The sequence below is a fragment of the Thioclava sp. SK-1 genome, assembly GCF_001705665.1.
In the GTDB taxonomy this organism is placed as follows: Bacteria; Pseudomonadota; Alphaproteobacteria; order Rhodobacterales; family Rhodobacteraceae; genus Thioclava.
Map to the genome: position 1 here is coordinate 159,680 of NZ_MDHA01000044.1, position 20,239 is coordinate 179,918.

General features: G+C 61.5%; 1 protein-coding gene (only partly in view). It reads right to left on the bottom strand.

Features of this window, described 5'->3' with window-relative positions:
* Positions 1-19,995, bottom strand: partial view of an Ig-like domain-containing protein gene (locus BFP70_RS10760; protein ID WP_066011575.1) — the start only. It extends 33,588 nt beyond the left edge of the window; 19,995 of the gene's 53,583 nt are visible here — the first part of the coding sequence; its start codon is at positions 19,993-19,995; its stop codon lies off the left edge, out of view.
* Between the last annotated feature and the right edge of the window lie 244 nt (positions 19,996-20,239).

Consider the following 20,239-nt stretch of genomic DNA (forward strand, 5'->3'; position numbering starts at 1 on the left):
TTCCAGCCCATAGCCGACCATGGTGCTGTCAAACAGGAATGTGTCATCGGAAAACAGGTTGCTGCCGGCGCTGACCCGCCCGCTTTGCCCGTGATAGGTGCGGCCATCCAGATCCGCAAAAAAGGTCACAGAACCTGCGACATGCACCGATAAGCTGCCCTGCGCAGATGTGCTTAGGCTGACCGTATCATTGCCCAGATCCAGATTAAGCGGCACCTGAACCGGCGTCAGATCCTCCGCAAAGGCAAAGGGCACGCCAAACGAACGCTCCACCGGATCAAAGTAGATTTGCAACCCTGCCGGCAAGACGCCCGATGCATTCACCGCCGCCATGAATTCCTGTAGGGTGGTAATCTGTTCGCGAGCCTCGTGCAGCACCATCCGATAGCTGCCCGGTGTCGCCACGCTGCCCTTCAAAATCAGGCTATTGCCATCAAGACGGCTGTCTATACCGAAGGTGCCTACTGCGGTCTCGACCCCGGCAACCGTTTGATACAGCGTAATTTCACGATCTTCGGTCAGCGCATCCGTGAACCCGCCCAGCGGATTCAGCAAGATCGTCGCATCCGTGCCGTCAATCTGGCCCGCCTGCACCGTCACCGCAGCAACGGTGAACAAATCCACGCGCGGTTTGTCGAAATCGATCTTATTATAGACGTCGCGCTCAAACCCCTCGCCAAAGGCCAGAACCTGATCCAGCCCAGTGTCCAGGAATGGCAGGCTATTGGCGAATAGCTCACTGTCTTGGACGGATTGCAGCGTATCCAGAAAATCCGGGAACATCAAAATCAGGTCAACCACAGACAGGCTGCTAAAGTCGCCAATCGCGTCAAAATCCTGCGCGGCCCATGTCACATCGCCCGACAGCGGGCTACCCGAAGCGATCAGCCGCGGCGTCGCACTTGCTGCCAGATCCAACGCGCCAAGCTGCGCATAGATCGGCAGATCCAGTTCAAGCAGGTCACGGGTTTGCACCACAGTCAACCCGGTGTTGCCCTGGCGCAACTGCCCTGCCAGTTCAAAGCGCAACCGGCCTGTTTCGCGCGCCGCATCGCCCACGCTGACCGCAAGCGGGCCAAGGGCTGCAGTGATGTCGATATCTTCGACACTGGCGCGCGCATCGAAATCCATCCGGTGCAAGGTGAAGCTGCTGGCGCCCGTGCTCCAGTCTATCGCCAGATCAAAGGCCACATCCAGCGCCACCGAAATATCGGCGCGCACCATGCCATCGACAGACAGGCCGTAATCGTCTGCGGCCTCATCAAGGTTCAGCACAGCTTGCGCGCCCAGGCTGAACTGATCCACAAAGCGAAGCATCACGCCCGAGCTGGTGGTGATCAGCGACAGCGCATCGCTGGCAACGCCAATTTCGGGCAGCCAGTTGTCTTGCAGATAGGTCAGCAAACCCCGCAGGCTGGGCTGGGCCCCGGCGCCATAATCGGGCGCGGCAAGCGTGGCGAAATCCCCATCCGTATTGCCCAGATAGCGCTGCACATAATCGCCAATGGCAAGAACACGATCCGCGCCTGTGATCTCGGTCAAGGAGGCGCCGATGATCGGAAGATCCACCGCCAGCGGGTTGGTGTTGATATTGGTGCCGCTTGCGTCATAGTCGGGCGAAATATCGGCTTTCAGATCACTTAGCGTGACTGAGACGCCATCCACCGCATCATATAAAACATCCGTAATCAGCGCATCCAGTGCGCCGAATTCAATCTTGGGCGGACGGGCACTGGCATCGAACTGCATCGCGATTACCGCGCCAGAGCTAAGCTGTGTGCTGCGATCAATCGCCAGCCCCAACGTATTGCCCGAAATCGCGATCTGTCCCTGCATGTCGATGACAGGCGTATCAATCACTGCCGTGGCAGAACCTGACAGCGCGATCCCGCCAACGCCCTGCGCTGTGGTCCCGATCAACGCAAACAGCTGCCCGTTTTGCAGCCCGGCAGATCCGACGCCAGAAACCTCAAATCCGGCCGACAGATCGTCGATGCCCATCATCAACATCGCGCGGTCGTTCTGGCGCACCTGTTCAATCGCAAAGCTGCCGGTCACGGTTGCCATGCCCAGCACGTCCAGATCAGCTGTGCCGCTGAGGCGTAGCGCATTATCCGTGCCAAAGGCCGCCGCCAATGTGCCGTCAAGTGTCACGCCCTCAACACCCGTCAGGCTGGCACGCCCTGATACCGCACCTTCGCGCGTTCCATCGTCATTCAAGATCAAATCGCCCGACACTTGCGACAATGTCAGCGCCACATCCCCCAGACGCAGCGCCAGCTGCGCGTCACTGGCCGATACAACCCAGCGATCTTGCGCCTCTTGCCGCAGCACGGTGAACTGACCGCCCAGATAGGCATCGCCCAAACGCAACTGCGCATCCGCCGTGATCGCGAATGTCTGATCGTGATACCCTAGGGTAATCGGGGCCGCAGCCCCGGTTTCCACTGGCAAGCCAAGCGCATCATCGGACCAATCGATCACCGCGCCACCACTGCCAGTCAGCTGCTGATTGACCGATAGCACGGCATTTTCCACCCCGGCTAGCGCATAGCCCGCCACCATCGCATCGCTTAGCTGAGCGCTTGCAGTCAACCAATGCCGCGGGGCCGTCGCGCCCACTTCGGTAGAGATCGCGGCCAAAAGGTCCAGCTGATTGAAACGTGCCCCGGCCGCACCTGCCCCAACCGCACCCGCGATTCCGGCCCCGCCAATAATCAGCTGATCCACAGTGACATCGGCACCGGTGTCCAGCACAACCGTTTGCGCATCGCGCAGCTCAATGAACAGCGCGCCTTCGGCCTGTAACACGCCGCCGACATCCACCGACATCTCACCGCGCAGGCGGGTTTCGCCGTCAATCAAGGCCACATCATAGAGCCCATCGGGCGTGGCAACGGATTCCGTAAGATCACTGCCCCACCGGTTCAGCGTGACTTCCAGACGATCAGCAGAAATCGCCACCGCCCCGCCGGCATCAAAGGCCACATCGCCCTGCGCCTGCACCGCATAGACACTGCCGATGCCCTGCTGATCGCGCAACAAGACTGCACCGGTGCCATTGCTTAATGTCGCAGACATCCCGCCGGCGGTAAGCGCACCAGCCACATCGACCAACCCGATACGCACATCGGTTGTGTCCAGCCCATTGACCGTGTGATACGCGATCGACATCGCCAGGCCACCCGAAATGGTGCCAAGCCCATCAATCGTCAATGCACCGTTATCAACGATCAGCTGCCGCTGATTAGCGCCATCCGCAAAGATCACATTCTGCGTGATCCCATTCAGCCCTGCTGGCACATCTCGGTCAATCGCCTGACCCAACGTGTTGATTGCGACTGTGCCGCTGGCGCGCAATTGCACCGCATCACCAAACCCTTGTAGGGCCACATCACCGGTGGCGCGTAATGCATAGCCTGTGCTTTGCGCCCCGCCCATAATCACCAGGCCAAGCGCAGCCTCGGACAGCTGTGCGCCGGCTTGCGCGCCGCCAATTGTGCCGCTGACATCGCTGGCCCCGATCAACAAATAGTCGGGGACCAGCGGCGTTGCGCGTGACAGTCCGGCGACAACCGCTGCCAGATCCGTGCCAGCCAGACTACCTTTTCCCACCAACTGATAGACACCAGCCTGTGCCGTGCCATGCACAGCCACCGTACCCGCACCAAAGACCAGATCCCCGTCATCGTCGCGCAGCTGATCCAGCCCCTGCATCAGCGCAGCGCGCAGGTCGGCGCCGGACAGATCGGTCAGATCAATCTCATCTTGCCAATCGGATTGGCCAACACCGCGCAGCATGACTGCATCGGCCAGACCATCGGGCAGACGCAGATCAAGCTGCTGCACATTTGCAATGCTTAGCTTGGCAATCGCGCTGTGAGCCAGCGCATTGATAAAGCTTACGTCAAAGCTGCCCGGCTGTGCGCCCGCCTGAACGACGACATTACCCTTACCAATCGCAGACAGCCCTTCCAGCGCAGATTGCAACTGCGCTTCGCTTGCATTCGGGCCAAGCGGCGCTGTCACCGACGCACCAAAGGCCAGCGCGAAGACATCATCTGTCAGCACAATGCGCTGCACCTCGGATGTAGTGGTGCCCGCTGCGATCTGCGTCAGGCTTGCGGCCGGCGCGCGCTCTAATGCGGTGATCGTCGCGCTGATCACCGGGATATCTCGGCCCATCGCGGTGCCCGAAAACGCAACCTGCCACTGCGCGCCCCCTGCAGCCGTAATATGCGATGTCACGTCCACATCGCCGCCGCGATCGCCATAGATCGTCCCACCAGTGGTGCGCGCTGTGCGGATGGCCTCCTCTACTGCCATAACCGAAGCATCAAAGCCGATTTGCGTTGTCGTGAAGCGCTGATCGAACACATCGAAGGCCAGGGTAAAACCACCTTGAACAGCGGCGGCAGGCAGATCGATCGCCTGCACTGTCGGTCGTTGTTGTGCCTGCGGGCTGATCTGGCTTAGGTCTGCGGTGACGCGGATCACGCCCTCCATCACCGTGCCATTGCTGGCGGTGGTCAGGGCCGTCACGCCCAGGCTGGCCCGTGCCATTCCTTGTGCAAAGGTCACGCGATAGCGCTGTGATGTTACCCCGCCGGACGTGGTATCAAATGTCACCGAGGCGGCGCCACGGCCTAACACCGCGTCCAGCGCCTCTTGGATCGCGACGCTTTGACGATTTTTATCCGAAATATAGCGGATCGCCTGCGTGCTGCCCGTAGCCCCCAGATCCAGCGTGAATTTCGCCCCTGCGACATTGGTGATCGACACCGGTTTCAGCAGCAACGCATATTCCGCGACAGAGCCCGCGCGCGCACGCTGCACCAAGCTGGTGCTTCCCCACTGTGTGCTTTGCGCCGGATCGACCGGCGCCACCATGGTCAACCCTGACAAATCACGCCCGTTCAACGTGCCGATCAGATCAAAGATAAACCCATCCGCCCGGCTGCCGCTGACTGCGACAGTATCGGCACCCAGTATCGTTTCCAAAGCCGTGTCAAACCGCGCCAGCATCTGCGTATCATCATAGGCAGTGCCCGTCGCAGAAAGGGTTGATACCTCAATTGTCTGCGCGCCAAAGCCAAAGCGATAGGCGCCTTCGCGGAAGCGCATCGTGCCATCCGCCGCCAGATCCGAGGCGCGCAGGACATAGCGGCTTGCCGTCATCTCACCGCCTGTGATCACGCGCGTCACCGTGCCCGCACCATGCGCGGTGGATTTGGAAATTGTGATCGCGCCCTGGATCTGTGTCCCGCCCTGTTTGGTGATGGCAAATTGCCCCGAGACCGCGGCGAACCCATCCACGCCAAGATCCACATCTCCGGCCAATTGCATATTGCCCGCAGCATCAAACCGCGCGGCCATCGTGCCCGCCAAAGTCAGACCGTCTACGCCCGTCAACTGCGCCGTGCCGCTGACCTGACCGGCCCGCGTGCCGTCAGCCGCAATCGTCAATTGGCCCGCACCGTTTTCTACCGACACTGTCGCGCCATTGGCCGACAGGCCTGCGCTGACGTTTTGCGCCGTGATTTGCCATGACTGGGCAGCGCCTTGCCCTGACAATTGCAGGCCAAACTGTCCCGCAAGCCGCGCAGAACCAAAGACCAATGCCCCGCTTACCTCCAGCGCCAACTGCGCCGCACCCGCATCCAGCACCAGCGCCTGCGTATCGCTGATCATCAGCTGCGTGCTGCCGGTGTTGTCGGCGCCATTCCAATCAATCGCCACGCCCGAAACCGCGCCAATCTGCCCGTCGATCAGTTCTTGGTTGATCCGCAACGCCGCGCTGTCAATGTCGATCTCGACACCCGCGTTCAGCCCCGCATGGCCTACATCCGCCTGCACCGTCAGCCAGCGCCGCGCTACTTGGCCCGGGTTAACCTGCTGCGTCGACAGCACAACGGCCAGATCAGTCTGATCCAGCAGCGCGCCAATCGTGTCCGAGCCAAGCTGCGCCGACACATCCGCGCCCGCGATGATCAGCTGATCCACTGACACCTGCGTGCCATCGGTCAGTAGCACTGTCTGATCGGGGCGGCTGGTCAGTGCCATCTGCCCGCTTAGGCGCAGACCGTCTGCGACCGCAACGGTCATATCGCCGCGCAACCGGGTTTCATTATCAGCCAGATCCAAGGCATAGCTGCCCGTGGCCGTCGCCACATCAGCGGCGATATCACTGCCCCAGCGGTTCTGCGTGATCAGCAAATCCTGCGCCTGCACTGTCACACCGGGCAGGCCGATCAAGGCCACGTCCCCTTGGGCGGCAAATGCATATTGGCTGCGGGTCACACCATCTGTGGTGGTCGCTTGCAAGATCACCGCGCCCGCGCCATTGCGAAGCTGCGCGCCCACGCCACCCGGCGTCAAGGTGCCGCTGGCAGCGGAAATTCCGACCTCAAGTGTTTGAACCGTGCCCGTTGTGTTGGTCTGCGTCGTCGAGATCACCTTCAGATCGCCCGACACGCGGCCCAGCCCCGCCACGATGATCTGCCCCTGTGTGATCGTGACATCTTGCCGCGCTACGCCATTGGCGAATATCACCCGGCGCGCGCTATCGTCCAAGCCTGTGCGCACGGTTTGATCCACCGCCGCGCCCATCGCGTTGATCGACAGATGGGCCTGTGCGCTTAGGCTCAGATCACCGTCGAAACCGTAAAGCTGGGCTTGGCCTTCGGCCATCAGGGCAAAACCCGGCTGTGCGCCGTTTTGCGCAATGATCAGGCCAAAACCTGCCTGTTGCAAGCGTAGCCCAGCGGCGTCCGACCCGACCGCAATCGCCACATCCGAGGCACCGATTTTCAGCACCCGCGCGGGCAGATCGACAGCGCGCGACACAGCGATTTGCAGATCCGGCAGCGCCTGCCCGGCCAACGCGCCTTGGGTTTTGACAAAGATCTGGCCGGGGTGATCAGGATCGGCCAGCAATGTCACCGCGCCCAGCCCAACACCGGGCATCAGGCTGATGGCGCGCGTCAGCTCTGGCAAAGCGGCCGCGATCCGCACCGCATCCGTGGCACCATCAGGCAGCGTGATCTCACGTGTCCAATCGGGTTGGCCAGCCATACGCAGTGCCACTACATCGGCCAGGGCCGCATCGCTGGGTAAAATCAGATCCAGCACGGCCACCGGAACCACCTGAATCAGCGGGACCGTCTGGCCCGCGAACTCACCGGTGAAGGCAATATCAAACCCGCCCGTCACCGCCGAAACCGACAGATCCGCTGTTGTCAGACCACCAAGGCCAATCAGGGCCGATTGCAGTTCTGCTGCATCAAGCCCTGCCAGCGGCAGCACATCGGAATAGTCCCCACCAAAGCCCAGCTGCACCGCGCCGCTGCCAGACAGTTCGATCCGCTGCACGGCGTCCGTGCGCCGACCAACCGCCAGCTGCTCCAGCGTGGCCTGGGGCGGTTGATCGGGCGTAAGCTGTGCGCGTAACAGGCTGACATCCTGGCCGATGGCGGCACCATCAAAATTGATCACCCATTGATCGGCATCGCCATCAAAAGCCACTGCGACCTGCGCGCCAGTCTGCGCAAAAGACTGGCCATCGGGGCGCTGCGCTGCCATCAAGGCTGCCTGCAACGCCGCACCATTGCCATTGAATGTCGCCAAAGACAGCGCCGCACTGCGATAGGTTCCGCCGGCCTGCGCCAACGGATCAGCAATCGCGCTAAAGCTGGCAGTAGGGGCCGCATCTACACCGGTCACACGTTCCAATGCGGCAATCGGCTTGCCCACAGTCTCACCGCCAAAGATGATCTGCCACATTGCACCATCTTGCGCGGTAACAGAAACCGTCGCGCCGTTATCATCAAAACGTTGTCCAGCAGAAGTGGTTGCGGACAAGATTGCTGTGCGCAGCACAACCGCGCTGGCATGCAGATCAATCGTGCCGGTGCTGTAATCATGCCCATCATAGGCAAAGTGCAGGCGATAACTGCCCTCGGCCTGCGCGGGGAAGCGCGTCAGACTGTGCACTGCGCCGGTGGTCGGGGCGCTGTCGCCCGTCGCGCTTAGCGCATAGGAAATATCACTGCTGACACCGATGTTTTGTGCACTTAGCGCGCCAAGCTGCAAGGCGCGCTGCGCCGCATCGCCCAGGAATGTGATGGTGTATACCTGCGCCGAGCCTGGGCTTTCCAGCGCCTGCACCCGCAGCAAAGCGGACGCGGTCTGAGCCAAAACCGAACCGCTGCTGTAAACCGATGTCCGCGAGGGACCAACATCAAGCAATGTGGCAAGCGCATCAAAAATATGGCGCGTCTGGCTGGTCTGAATGCTGGACAGCGTGACATCTGCGAATTTTGCTGAATTCGCAAAGCGCAGCTGAACACCGTCAGACGCTCGCGTGGCACCGTTTGGCACCGAAATTTGCAGGCTGTAGCCCGTGCTGGCCGTACCCGCGACCGCCTGTGCCAAAACCGTGCTGTAATCAATACCCGACAGATCCGCGCCTGGATCGGCAGGCGGGGTCATCATCGGCACAGACGACAAAGGCACACCGGCCATATCGCCAATCAGCTCAATCACATACCCTGCCGCGCGGCTGCCAGTCACGGACACGCTATCTTGACCAAACAGCCCTTCAAACGCGGCAGTCAGGGCCTGCGCCACAGCGATATCGGTTTTTGCAAGCCCGCGTGAATTCAGCGTCTGCGCGGTGACTGTCTTGCCATTATAGACAAAGCTATAGGCCCCTTCACGGAACTGTCCTGCACCGTCGCTGGCATCCAGCCGCATCCGCGTGTTAACCGACACATCAAAATCAAAGGCAAAGCTGATCTCACCCGATGGTGACTGCGGCACCAAAGGCACCACCTGCTGCGACCCCGTGGTCGGGGTGGAGGGTGTCATGATCTGCGCAATGACCTCGGGTGTCGCGGTCTGCGGCGTAATCAGGGTCAAGCCGGTAATCGCCGCACCCGCTTGCGCCCCCTCAAGCACAATATCAAAGCCGGTCAGTGCCGTACCGCTGACCGTAGCCGTATCGAACCCAAACAGCGTTTGCAGCCCCTGCGTCAGCTTTTCACGCCACTCGGCATCGCTGTCGCCGGCGTCGAACCGGAGATCTGCAACCGCACCGTTATACCCAAACTGATAATTGCCAAGCCGAAGCCGCGCCCCATCCGACACAGTCAGCGCGAAACGGCTGCTTTCAGCAATCGCGCCCTGCATCTGTTCGTGCACAGTTCCGCTGGATTGTTCTGTAAAATCAATAACTTCTCGCGTCAGATCAACAGGGGCCGCACCAGACGTTTCCACCGCGACCTGCCCGCTGATCGTGGCGTAGCCGTCCACATCGACATCCACCGCCCCGGCGAAAATCAACGCGCCTGTGCTGTCAAAGGCGGTTTCAAATGTCCCGCTCAGCGCCAGACCATCTACGCCGGTCAGGCTGGCCGATCCGCGCAAACTGCCGCTGCGCTCGGTTAGGCCATAGGTGCCCGTGGTGGTATTTTTACCCAACCACAGCTCACCCCTGCCATTGGTCAACGTCGCACGCGCGCCCCCGACACCAAAGCCCACGTCCACATCCGTGGCCACAATATGCCACGCCCGCTGCCCAGAGCTGTTTTCATCAAGACGCAGCGCAAAATCACCCCGCAGCAGCGCATCGCCCATCCGCAATGCACCATCGACGCTGATCTCCAGCGCACGCGCGCCCATCTCCACCGCAAGGCTGTCTTGCGCCGTCAGCGCGATCTGCAACTGTTCTGTATCGCTTGCTCCGTTCCAATCAATCACCGGCTCGGTGCCGCCAATCACCACGCCACCGGCAATGATCTGGCTGTTGATACGCAGCGCCGCCTGATTTATCTGGGCCAGATCATAGCCATTGATCTGCGCGGCATGCAGATCGGATTGTGTGGTGATCCAACGTCGCCCTGCGCCGCCACGTTCGGTGCTGATGATCAGGGCAATATCCAGGTCGTCGATCTGCGCACCCGCCCCGTCCGCACCGATCTGGGCTGCGACCCCCACACCGCCAAGGATCATCTGATCCACCGTCACGGTCGTGCCATCACTCAAAAGCACTTGCTGCGCATTGCGGCTTTCCAGCAGCATCTGCCCGCCAACCGACATCACCCCCGACACACCGACCTGCATCGCACCGGTCAGCCGGGTTTCATCCCTGGCCAAGGACAAGATCACATCGCCTGCGCCCGTGGCGATACGCGCACCATCAATCGCGCGCCCCAAACGGTTGTACCGAATATCCAACTGATCAGCGGCCAGGCTGACCCCATCAACACCCGTGACACCCACCGATCCGCGCAGCTGCAACGCATAGCCGCTGGTTACCGCGCCAGAGGCCTGCGTCACCCGCTCCAACAGCACCGCCCCCGAACCACCGTTCAGCGCCGCGCCGACACCACCGGGCGTCAGATTGCCGCTGATATCGTTCAGCCCGATGCGCAGCACCTGTGTCACCGTGCCTGCTGCATCTATTGTGGTGCTGGGCACCATCGCAAAGCTGCCCGTCACCGCACCCAAACCGTCAACGGTCAATGTGCCACGCTCGATACGCAGCTCTTGCGTCACTGCATCGGCGTCGAACACCACCGGCACCGAAACCGCGCCGACCATTACCGCTGTATCGACCGTATCTTGCAATGTACTGACGCGCACAACCGCGTTGGCCTGCATTGCCAGACCGGCGAACCCATCCAGCCGAGCCTCCCCCTGCGCATGCAGCGCAAAGCCGCTGCGCCCGGCCGCATTTTGCGCCAAATACAGCCCCAGCTGACCGTTGCGCAGCGCGATATTGCCCAGATCTGCCTGCAAGTCATCCAACGCAATCAGCAGCTTGCCCTGCGCACCATTGCCCTGTTGCGTGACCTGGAACGCACCGCTTAGGCTGCCAAACCCATCTACCGTCAGTGCGACATCTTGGCCGCTTAGTTTCAGCTCATCGTCCGCGAATGCTGCGGAAACCGTGCCCGACAGCGCCAAACCATCGATGCCGCTGACCGCGACCGTGCCGCTAAGGCTGCCGCTATTGCCCGATTGTGCCAGCCGCAACTGGCCTGCGCCGCCGGTCAGCGCGACGCGTGTACCTGCGGCTGCAAGCGCCAGCTCTGCATCGCTGGCTGTCAGATCCCAAACCGGCGTGCCGGCCGCATCTGTGGCCAGCGACAGATCAAACGCCCCCGACAGCCGCGTGGCGCCAAAATCAACGTGACCGCTAAGCGCAATATCAAAACCCGCCGTATCCGCGACAAGCCGCACTGCGGTCCCTGGTGCCACGGCAATCTCTTGCCCGGACCACTCCAGCACGGCGGCGTTTTGCGCGAATGCACCGCTGGAGGTCAGCGCCTGGTTCAGCTGCACGCTGGCCGAAGATACCCCCGCGATGGCACTTTGCAACACGTCCAAACCGCCGATATCACCTGCCGCCGTAATCCAGCGCCGTGAAGGATCGGCCACATCACTGGACACGATCAAGGACAGGTCTGCGCCGCGCAACGTAGCGATCTGCGTGCCGCCCACAGAAGCATTTAACGACACACCAGCGCCGCCCAAAACGGTTTGATCCAATGTCACCGCAGAGCGCGTGCCATCTGCCGCCACAAGAGTTTGCGAGACACCGCGCCGGGCCTCGATGAACAGATCGCCCGCCAATGTCAGCCCGCCGACCTGTGCCGTAGCCGTGCCGCTTACACGGGTTTCATTGTCCAGCAACGTAACGCTGTAACTGCCCAGCCCTGTCGCGACTTTCTGGTCAATCAGCGCCGCACCAAGCCGGTTATATGACACGGTCATATCATCGGCACGCAGCGAAATTCCATCCGCCCCGGTCAGCGACACATCCCCAGACAGCTGCAGCGCATAGCGGCCCACTTCCGTCCCGGTTTTACGCAGCAAAATTGCGCCATTGCCACCGCGTAGATCCGCGCCCAAAGCACCCAATGACACGGTGCCTGTCACGCCAGTCAGGCCAATTTGCGTATCCACTGTGGCAACGCCCGCCGCATCAAGCGTTGTGGTATTGGTCACAGCCATTGCGCCGCTCAGACGACCAACACCGGCCACCGCCACTGTGCCAGAAGTGATCGACAGCTTTTGCACGCGGTCGGGCGTGTCAAAGACGATGGAAACCCCGCCAATGCTGTGGTTCACCCGCCGCTCTAATGTGTTCACACGCAGCGCGGCGCTTGCGGTCATCGTCACATCGGCAAAACCGGCCAAAGAGGCCGTACCATTGGCCACCAACGCATATCCCGCCGTTGTCTGCGACTGCCCGGCGATATACAGGCCCAGATTGGCGCCGTTCAGGGCAAATCCGCCGCCGGCTTCGCCAATCGCGCCGCTGACCCCAGTTGCGGCAAGCAAGATCTGCCCCTGTGCCGCGCGTTGGATCGTCACCGCTCCGCTCAGGGCGCCGAAACCGTCCATGATTACTGACAGACCAGTTGCCGCAAGCGTGAACGCCCCCGCCCCGTCAAACGCCGCCTCTAGCGTGCCTTCAAACCCAAGGCCACTTACACCTTCAATCACGGCCTCGCCCGACAGAGTGCCGCTGGTGGGCACGCCCGCACCAAAGGTCAAAGATCCGCTGACACCACTGATCCCGACATAGGCACCACCCGTGCGATAGCCCAAATCGGCCCCGGTTGCGCGCAGCGTCCAAACATCACTTGCCCCGGTTTGATCCAGTGTTACCGTGAACGCACCGTTTAGCACCGCACCGCCCAGATCAAGCGCGCCGATCACCGCAATTGTGGCGATGTCTGCGGGGGTGTCCAACGTCAGGCTTTGGAGTTGCGACAGGGTGATCAGCTGCGTATTGGCCGCCCAGTCGATCACGGCTGCGCCCGCATCGGCCATGCCGCCGCCCGCATCAACCGCCTTATTCAATCGCAAGACCGCGCTGGAAATATCGCTGACTGGATGGCCCTGCACGGCCAACGTCCCCAACTGTGCCTGTGTGGTGATCCACGACCGCCCCGCCACCCCGGCTTCAGCCGAATAGACCAGCGCCAGATCCACATCGCCAAGTATGACAAGCGGATCTGCCGCCGTCCCCCCCGCCAGCAGCTTGGCCTGCACATCGGCCCCACCGATGACCAGCTGATCGACCACAGCCGCGCTGCCATCCGATAGGATCACGGTCTGATCTGCGCGGTTTTCAAGGAACAGATCGCCCGCTACCTCAATCACACTATCCAGCCGCGCTACCGCATGGCCGCGCAGGCGGGTTTCGCCCGCCAGCATCGACAACGCGTAATCCTGGGTCGGGGTGGCCACGCTGAGATCCAGCGCCGCGCCCCAGCGGTTATAAGCAATTGCCAGATCGGTCGCGGTCAGGCTGATACGGTCCACACCGGACAGGGCGACATCGCCATCGGCCTGAACCGCATATCGGGTGGTTTCATTGCCCGACAGGTCGATTTCATGGCGCAACACAATAGCACCGCGCCCTTGTGACACCGACGCCTGCGCGGGACCAAGGCTAAGCATCCCTGCCGCTTGATCAATGCCAATGCGGATATCGGTGATCGTAACACCATTCGCCACGGTTTGGGCGCGCGTGACCACCAAACCACCCCGAAGCGTGCCCAGCCCTTCCACCGTCACCGCGCCGGAGGTGATCGCTAGCTCTTGGCGCGCGGTGGCCGTGTCAAAGATCAGATCAGTGCTGCTGGATGGCCCCGTCGCAATCACCTGCGACACGGGTGTGCCCATCGCATTGACCCGCAGGCTACCGTTTGCCGATAAGGACACCGCGCCAGCACCTGCCAATGTCACCAGGCCGGAGGCTTGCAGAGCGAAGCCTGACGCGCCCGCAGCCCCATCTGCAATCAGCAGCGCCAGATCGGCATTTTCCAACGCAAAGCTTGCACTCGCACCATCGCCCATCTGCCCCGACACGGCCGTAGCACCGATCATCAACTTAGGGCCTGCGACCTGTGGCGCCAAGGTCGTCAGCGCCGACAGGTCAGCCGCCAGCACCCCGGCCAAAGCACCGATATAGCTGATATCAAATGTCAGCGTGTCGGCATCCGTCAGGTTGACCGAAACGGCATCGGCACTGACCCCGGGCTGCGCACCGATCAACCGTATCAAAACCTGCGCGATCTGCGTGTCATCCAGCCCGTCCAGCGCCGCCACAGCACCCCATGGCGCCGCACCAAGACGCACTGACACGGTGTCGGGGCGTATGCCGTTCGCGGCCAAAGACAGCCGTTGCACCGGGGACACCACCAGTGGCGCAATGTCGCGCTGTGCCAACCCTGCACTATAGGTCAGACGGAACTGTCCCGGTTGCGACAATGCTGTGACCGACAGATTGCCCGGCCCGCCGATTGCTGGCAGCGCGCCAAGCGCTTCTTGCAGGCTTTGCGCATCCAGATCCGCAGTCTCTAACACCACCGTCGCGCCTGCCGTCCCCTCGACCGATAGGCGGATACGGTCATGACCAGACAGATCCAGATCGTGCACCTCGGATGTGGTGGACCCCAGAATATCGACGCGCAAACCCGGATCGGGCGTCGCCACAGTGCCGGTCAGCTGCGCGGTCATCGGCACCACTGTCGCACCGGCACGCGTGGGGCCAAACCCCACCGTCCATATGCCGGTGTCGGACTGAACCGATACGCTGGCGCCTGTGGCCCCAAACCGGGCATTGTCGCCATCCACCGCGGCCAAAAGCGCGGCGTGCACCTGCTGCGCCGTGGCCGTCAGTGCCAGTGGCTGGGTCACATAGCCCGTGCCATCGACCACCAGACGCAATGTCACCCGGTCGCTGCTGATCCCGGCGGGCAGATGCACCGCTTGCACTGTCCCTGAGGCCCCGGCACCGTCGCGCGTCATCGTGACGGTCACACCCGCCGTATCAGAGCGCAGATCTGGCACCGCACGTTGGCCCAAAGCGCCGGTGAATGTCACCTGAAACGTAGCATCAGCCAGCGACGTCCCAGCGATATGCAAAACCTCAAACCGGCCCGGGCCATGCGCCGCAGCTAAAGCCTGCGCAATATAATCTGCTTGCAGTTGCAAAGCCGGTGCTGCACGCCCGATCTGCGTTGTCTGAACGGTAACCGAAATCGCATCGCTAGAGGCAAACCCCTGCAATGTAGCGATATCTTGCCCCGATAACGCGCCAGAAAATGCCACCGCAAAGGCATTATCTTGCGCGTTATAGCTGACCGACACTGTGCCTGCGCCCATCAGATCATTCAGCGCGCGATCTATCGCGCCCGCCTGTGCCACCATATCATCTTGCAGCCGGATTTTCGCGCTGCGCTCTGTGCCATTGCCAAACCAGATCTGGCCTGATTGCCCGCTTGCAGCATGCAACGTGATTTGCTGTCGGGCATCAATCGGTGCGGCATCCCTGACCCGCGCGATGGCGGCAGTGGTGATGCCATCAAATGTCACGGTGAAATCGTCAGCCGGGTCCGACAGGGTGATCAGTGCGCGCGCATCTATCCCCGCACTGGCCGGCGCGACCGTTTCCACAACTGACCAGCTTGCGCCGGGCGCAGGCGGGGCCATCCACAGGCCCGGCCCACCCGCCATTGACGCCAAAGACACGGGCGTCCCCGCCAAACTGCCGATGAAGCTTAGGGTGAACCCCTGCGCACGGGTGCCGGTGACCACGACATTGCCTGCCCCCACGCCTGGCAGCGCCGCAAGCCCTGATTGCAACCGCGACCGCAAGACCGCGTCACTGACCGGGTGGCCCTGTGCATCCACCGAGGACACCGTTTGCGCCACACCGTCAAGCGCAAAACTATAAACCCCTTCGCGCGCCACGCTGCCACTGCCATCAACCATCGCAAAGGCAATATGCGTATTGGTCTGGATGCCGCCTTGGGTGATCGTCACGCTGGTGCCACCAAGGGCTGCAAGCGCATGGTCGAGCGCCTCCACCACGGTGCCCGACACCGCTGCTTCGCGGGTGATCGCGATATCGCCCGACAGATGGCCAACGCCATCCACCACAAGATTAAGACTGCCGGCCAGCGCCATAACCCCATCTTCGACCGAGGCAACAAGATCACCGCTTGCCGTTAAACCATCCACACCCGTCACGCTGCCCACGCCAGACACTGCGCCGGTCACATCACCGTCGGCGCTGACATGGAATGTCCCGCTGGCGCCCGAAATCACAGCCTGTGCATTCCCGGCATTCAAGGACACATCCGCGCTGCCCATCACAATATCCCACGCAGGCGCGCCACTGGCATCTTGTCCCGATTGGATATGGAAAATGCCCGAAATCTCGGCCCCGCCCAGTGTCAGACTGCCGTTAATTGCCGTGGCAAACCGGTCCGCATCGGTGGCAATCGCGACGGCTCCGCCCGATGTCATTGGCAGTAATTGTGCCGCGCTGCCTGACCAATCAATCACCGGAGTCCCGCTTGGGCGCAGGCTGCCATCCACGGCCAAAGCGCGATTAATCTCTAACATACCCAGCGTGACAGAGGCCTCTGCCACCGCCCCGACAGAAGCCTGCGCCAGCGTCGCACTTGAGGTCAACCAACGCCGCGGCCCGCCCGTCTCGGATGTGAGGATCAGCGCGATATCCACCCCGCCCAGCGACACAGTGGCCTGTCCGGCATAAAGACCCGCGCTTAGGCCCGCGCCGCCCAAAACCAACATATCGGTGGTGACGGTTTCAAAGCTGGTGGTGCCGTCGGTCGCGGTGGTCTTTACCTGAACGTCTTGTCCGGTGCGGGTTTCTAAGAACAGATCGCCCGAAAGATCCGCAATACCTGCGATTCCAGCAACCGCCGTTCCAGACAAGCGCAGCTGATCCACCGCCTGTTGTATCGCGATATGGTCATCCGCAGTGGTGACCGACAGATCCAGCGCCACACCGGTGCGGTTCATACTGAAGACCATATTCTGAGCAGACAGCGTAATACCAGACAGGCCCTGCAGCGATACCGCGCCTTCGGCCTGCACCGCATAACCCGTGCTGCCATCCGCCCGCACAAACACCACCACCGCGCCGCGCGCCTGCGTCAATTCAGCCGTGGCGCTGCCCAGTCCAATCCCCGTAACCGACAGGTTATCAAAGCCCAATTCCAGCTGCTGACGGGTTGTCCCGCCCAGCGTAAACAGCCGACTGTCAATGCGCAGATCACCGCGCAGCGTCAGATCGCCCAGCCTTACAACAGCGCCATCGATACTGACCGATTGACTGTCGCGCGCCGATGCAAATTGCACCGCAACCGAGGAGCCGTTGAGCGCTATCACCTCATCCACCGTGGCGCCCAGACGGTTCACCGCCACCTGCGCCCGACTGGCCGTCAGCCCCATCGCATCGCCCAGTCCGGTCAGGCCAACCGCACCCTGCGCCATCAGGGCGAACCCAGCCTGCCCCAGCGCAGTATCACGCATCACCAGTCCGAAATCGGCCTGCGAGACCGTGACGTGGGGACCATCGTGCGGACCGACCGTAATCTGTGCATTGTTGGCCGCGATTTTCAGCCCCGGACCAGCCACCGTCGTAGCCTTGGCCACTGTGAAGGCACCCGAGACCGTTGCAAACCCATCCACACCCAGAACACCTGTGGCCGATATCGCGACGCTGGTGTCATTGCTGTCAAACACAAGCTGGCCCTGCGCCGACAATGTCAGCCCGTCAATCCCGCTGAGCGCCAGCGCACCAGATAAATGGCCCGCACGTTTTCCATCCGCGTCAATGCGCAGGCTTCCACTGGCCCGCGCGATGCGCAGCGCCACCGGCCCCGCGACCATTGCCCATGACACATCTTGCAATGTAACAACCCAGCCATCGGCCGCGTCGCGCGTGATCTGCATCGCCCCCGACAACTGCGTCTCGCCCAGATTTAGCGTGCCCTCAATCGGAACGGTGAACACATCGCCCAACTGATCCAGCACCAGATCAACACCGCTGTCCAACTGAAAGCTGCGTAGGTCAGACCAATTGATCGTCGGCGCATCTGTCACAGCGGCTGCAACCGCACGGTTCACTGACCAGCCTGATGCGTCCAGGTCTTGCAACAGGTAGCTACCGATCTGTGCGTGCCCCATCGCGCCTTTCGACGTCAGCCAGGACCGTGTTCCATCGACCTCTTGTGCATAGACAAATGCCAGATCCGCGCCATAGGTCGCAAGCCCATTCCCCCCGCCAAACTGCGCCGCGATATTGCTGCCGCTCAGCGCATATTCCGTCAGGTTTACCAGTGTGTTATCTGACAAAGCCCGGGTGGTGTTGCTGATATCAAGTTCCAACACCCCCGAAACAGAGACTACCCCGTCAATCGTCGCTGAAAACAGCCCGTAAAGCCGGGTCGTCTGCGCGTCCAGATCGGCCCAAAGGAACGCACCATCGGCCAAGGTGATCTGCCGGCTGATGGCCACATCGCCGGGGTTATAGGCCAGCGATATATCACGCCCGGTTAGGCTAAGCCGGGTGTCGACATCGACGCTCAGATCAATCTGACCCATGATCGCCTGCGTGTGGCGCATCACGCCCAACCCGGTTTGCGCGCCGCGCGTTTGCAAAATGACCGCTAGTTGCCCGGCGCTGGCGGCCACATCCACATCGCCCAGCGATATGGCGCCATGAACATCACTGGCACCGATCAACAGCTCTTGCAGGCGCTCGCCCTCTGTGACCGACTGGCGCGATTCAAAGGTGAAATCACCGCGGATCTGCGCTGTATCGCGCAGCGTTAACTCTGCGCTGCGGGCAACGAACCGCGCCGATTGGGTCTGTGTGCTTGCCTCCAATGACAGCGCGCCGCTTAGGCTTGCGCCTGCGATACCGTCAATCGCGCCCGTGCCGGTGACCGCAAGTGCGAACCCACCCTCGCGCAGCTGCAATTGCAGCGCGCCATCGCGCAACGCGACCGCCGCACCTATGGACGGATCCCCCAGCCGTGCCGACACGCCCGCCGCCGCGACCGTTACCGCAGAATCGGCCCCGTCATAGCCCAGCGTAAAATCACCCGCCAAAGCTGCGCCGCCAAAGCCCGCGACCGATCCCGTGCCCGTCATCGTCAGCTGTGTTGGCACGCCATCGCCAAAGCTGTAACTGCCCGACAGATCACTCAGCCCACCTGACAGCCCGCCCGACAGCCATGCGGCCATGCCATTGGCAAGCTGTAACGTCGTTTGCACACCGCTCGCCGTTGTGGTGACTGCCACCGACCAATCGCCCGATAGGCGCAGACCTTGCAGATCCACCGCAGCCGTCAGCGACAGCGCCGTCTGGCTGACCTTATTGGCAATCGCACTCATCCAACGGTCCAAAACGGCCTGATCCGCAGAGTCGCCCGGATTGACCTGTGCAAGTCCGGGGATCTGCACCGCCTCAAGCCGCAGCCGATCGGGCATATAGGTCGGGCGCAGCATCACGCCATTGCCCGCATAAAGCCCGTTATATTCCGAGAATGTGCCGATCCGCTGCGACCAGCGCATCACATCATAGACCTGCCCCGCCACGGGTCGAAAATCATTGATAAAGCTGACATCCAACTTGCCTGCCAGCTCGGCTTGGCCGGTGACGATCAGCTGGTCATAGCCATCCAAGCCATACGGACCCGCAGCGCCTGCCACCATGCCACCGATTTCGGTTTGCAATGTCGCGCCGTCAGATTGCGTATAGCTCGTCACCTGCAATACACCCGGTGACAGTCCCGGCGCCACAATGCCCGTGTTGGTTAGCGACTGCTCTGTCGCCCCGCGCCCCGATAATACGGCATCTTGCGACACGACAACCGGCGCATCTTCGGGCACGTCATAGCGGCCCGACCCCAGTGTGATGATCAAATCCGCAGGCGCAACTGTGGTCGCCACCTGCGCGTCGTGATGCAGGTCTTGCGCGACATCAACGGCCGCCGTACGGGAATCCGCACCGGACCCTTCCGACAGTGGCAAATCACCAGACAATAAGATCCGCTGTTCAAGCGTCTCTAAGCCAAAACCGGGCAAGACCAGCTGATCATCACGATCCGCTTTGCCAGCACCTTTTTGGTTTTTGGCTTTTTGACGTGACATATTGACCTTTTCGCAGGATATGTGCCGCCTTTTGCCAATCAAAACAAATAGTTTTGCTCAATCGATGCGCGCGGTCAAATCCGTTCACTTTTCAGATAGATTGCACCTTAGACCAACGCTATAAGGTTTACCAAGGAAGAAATGCCACCAGCGTCATTTAATCTATGACATATTTGCGCCCAGTTCGTAAAAAATCGTCGCAGCGCTAGACGGAAAAACTTTCGACGCTTAACTATCGACGCCA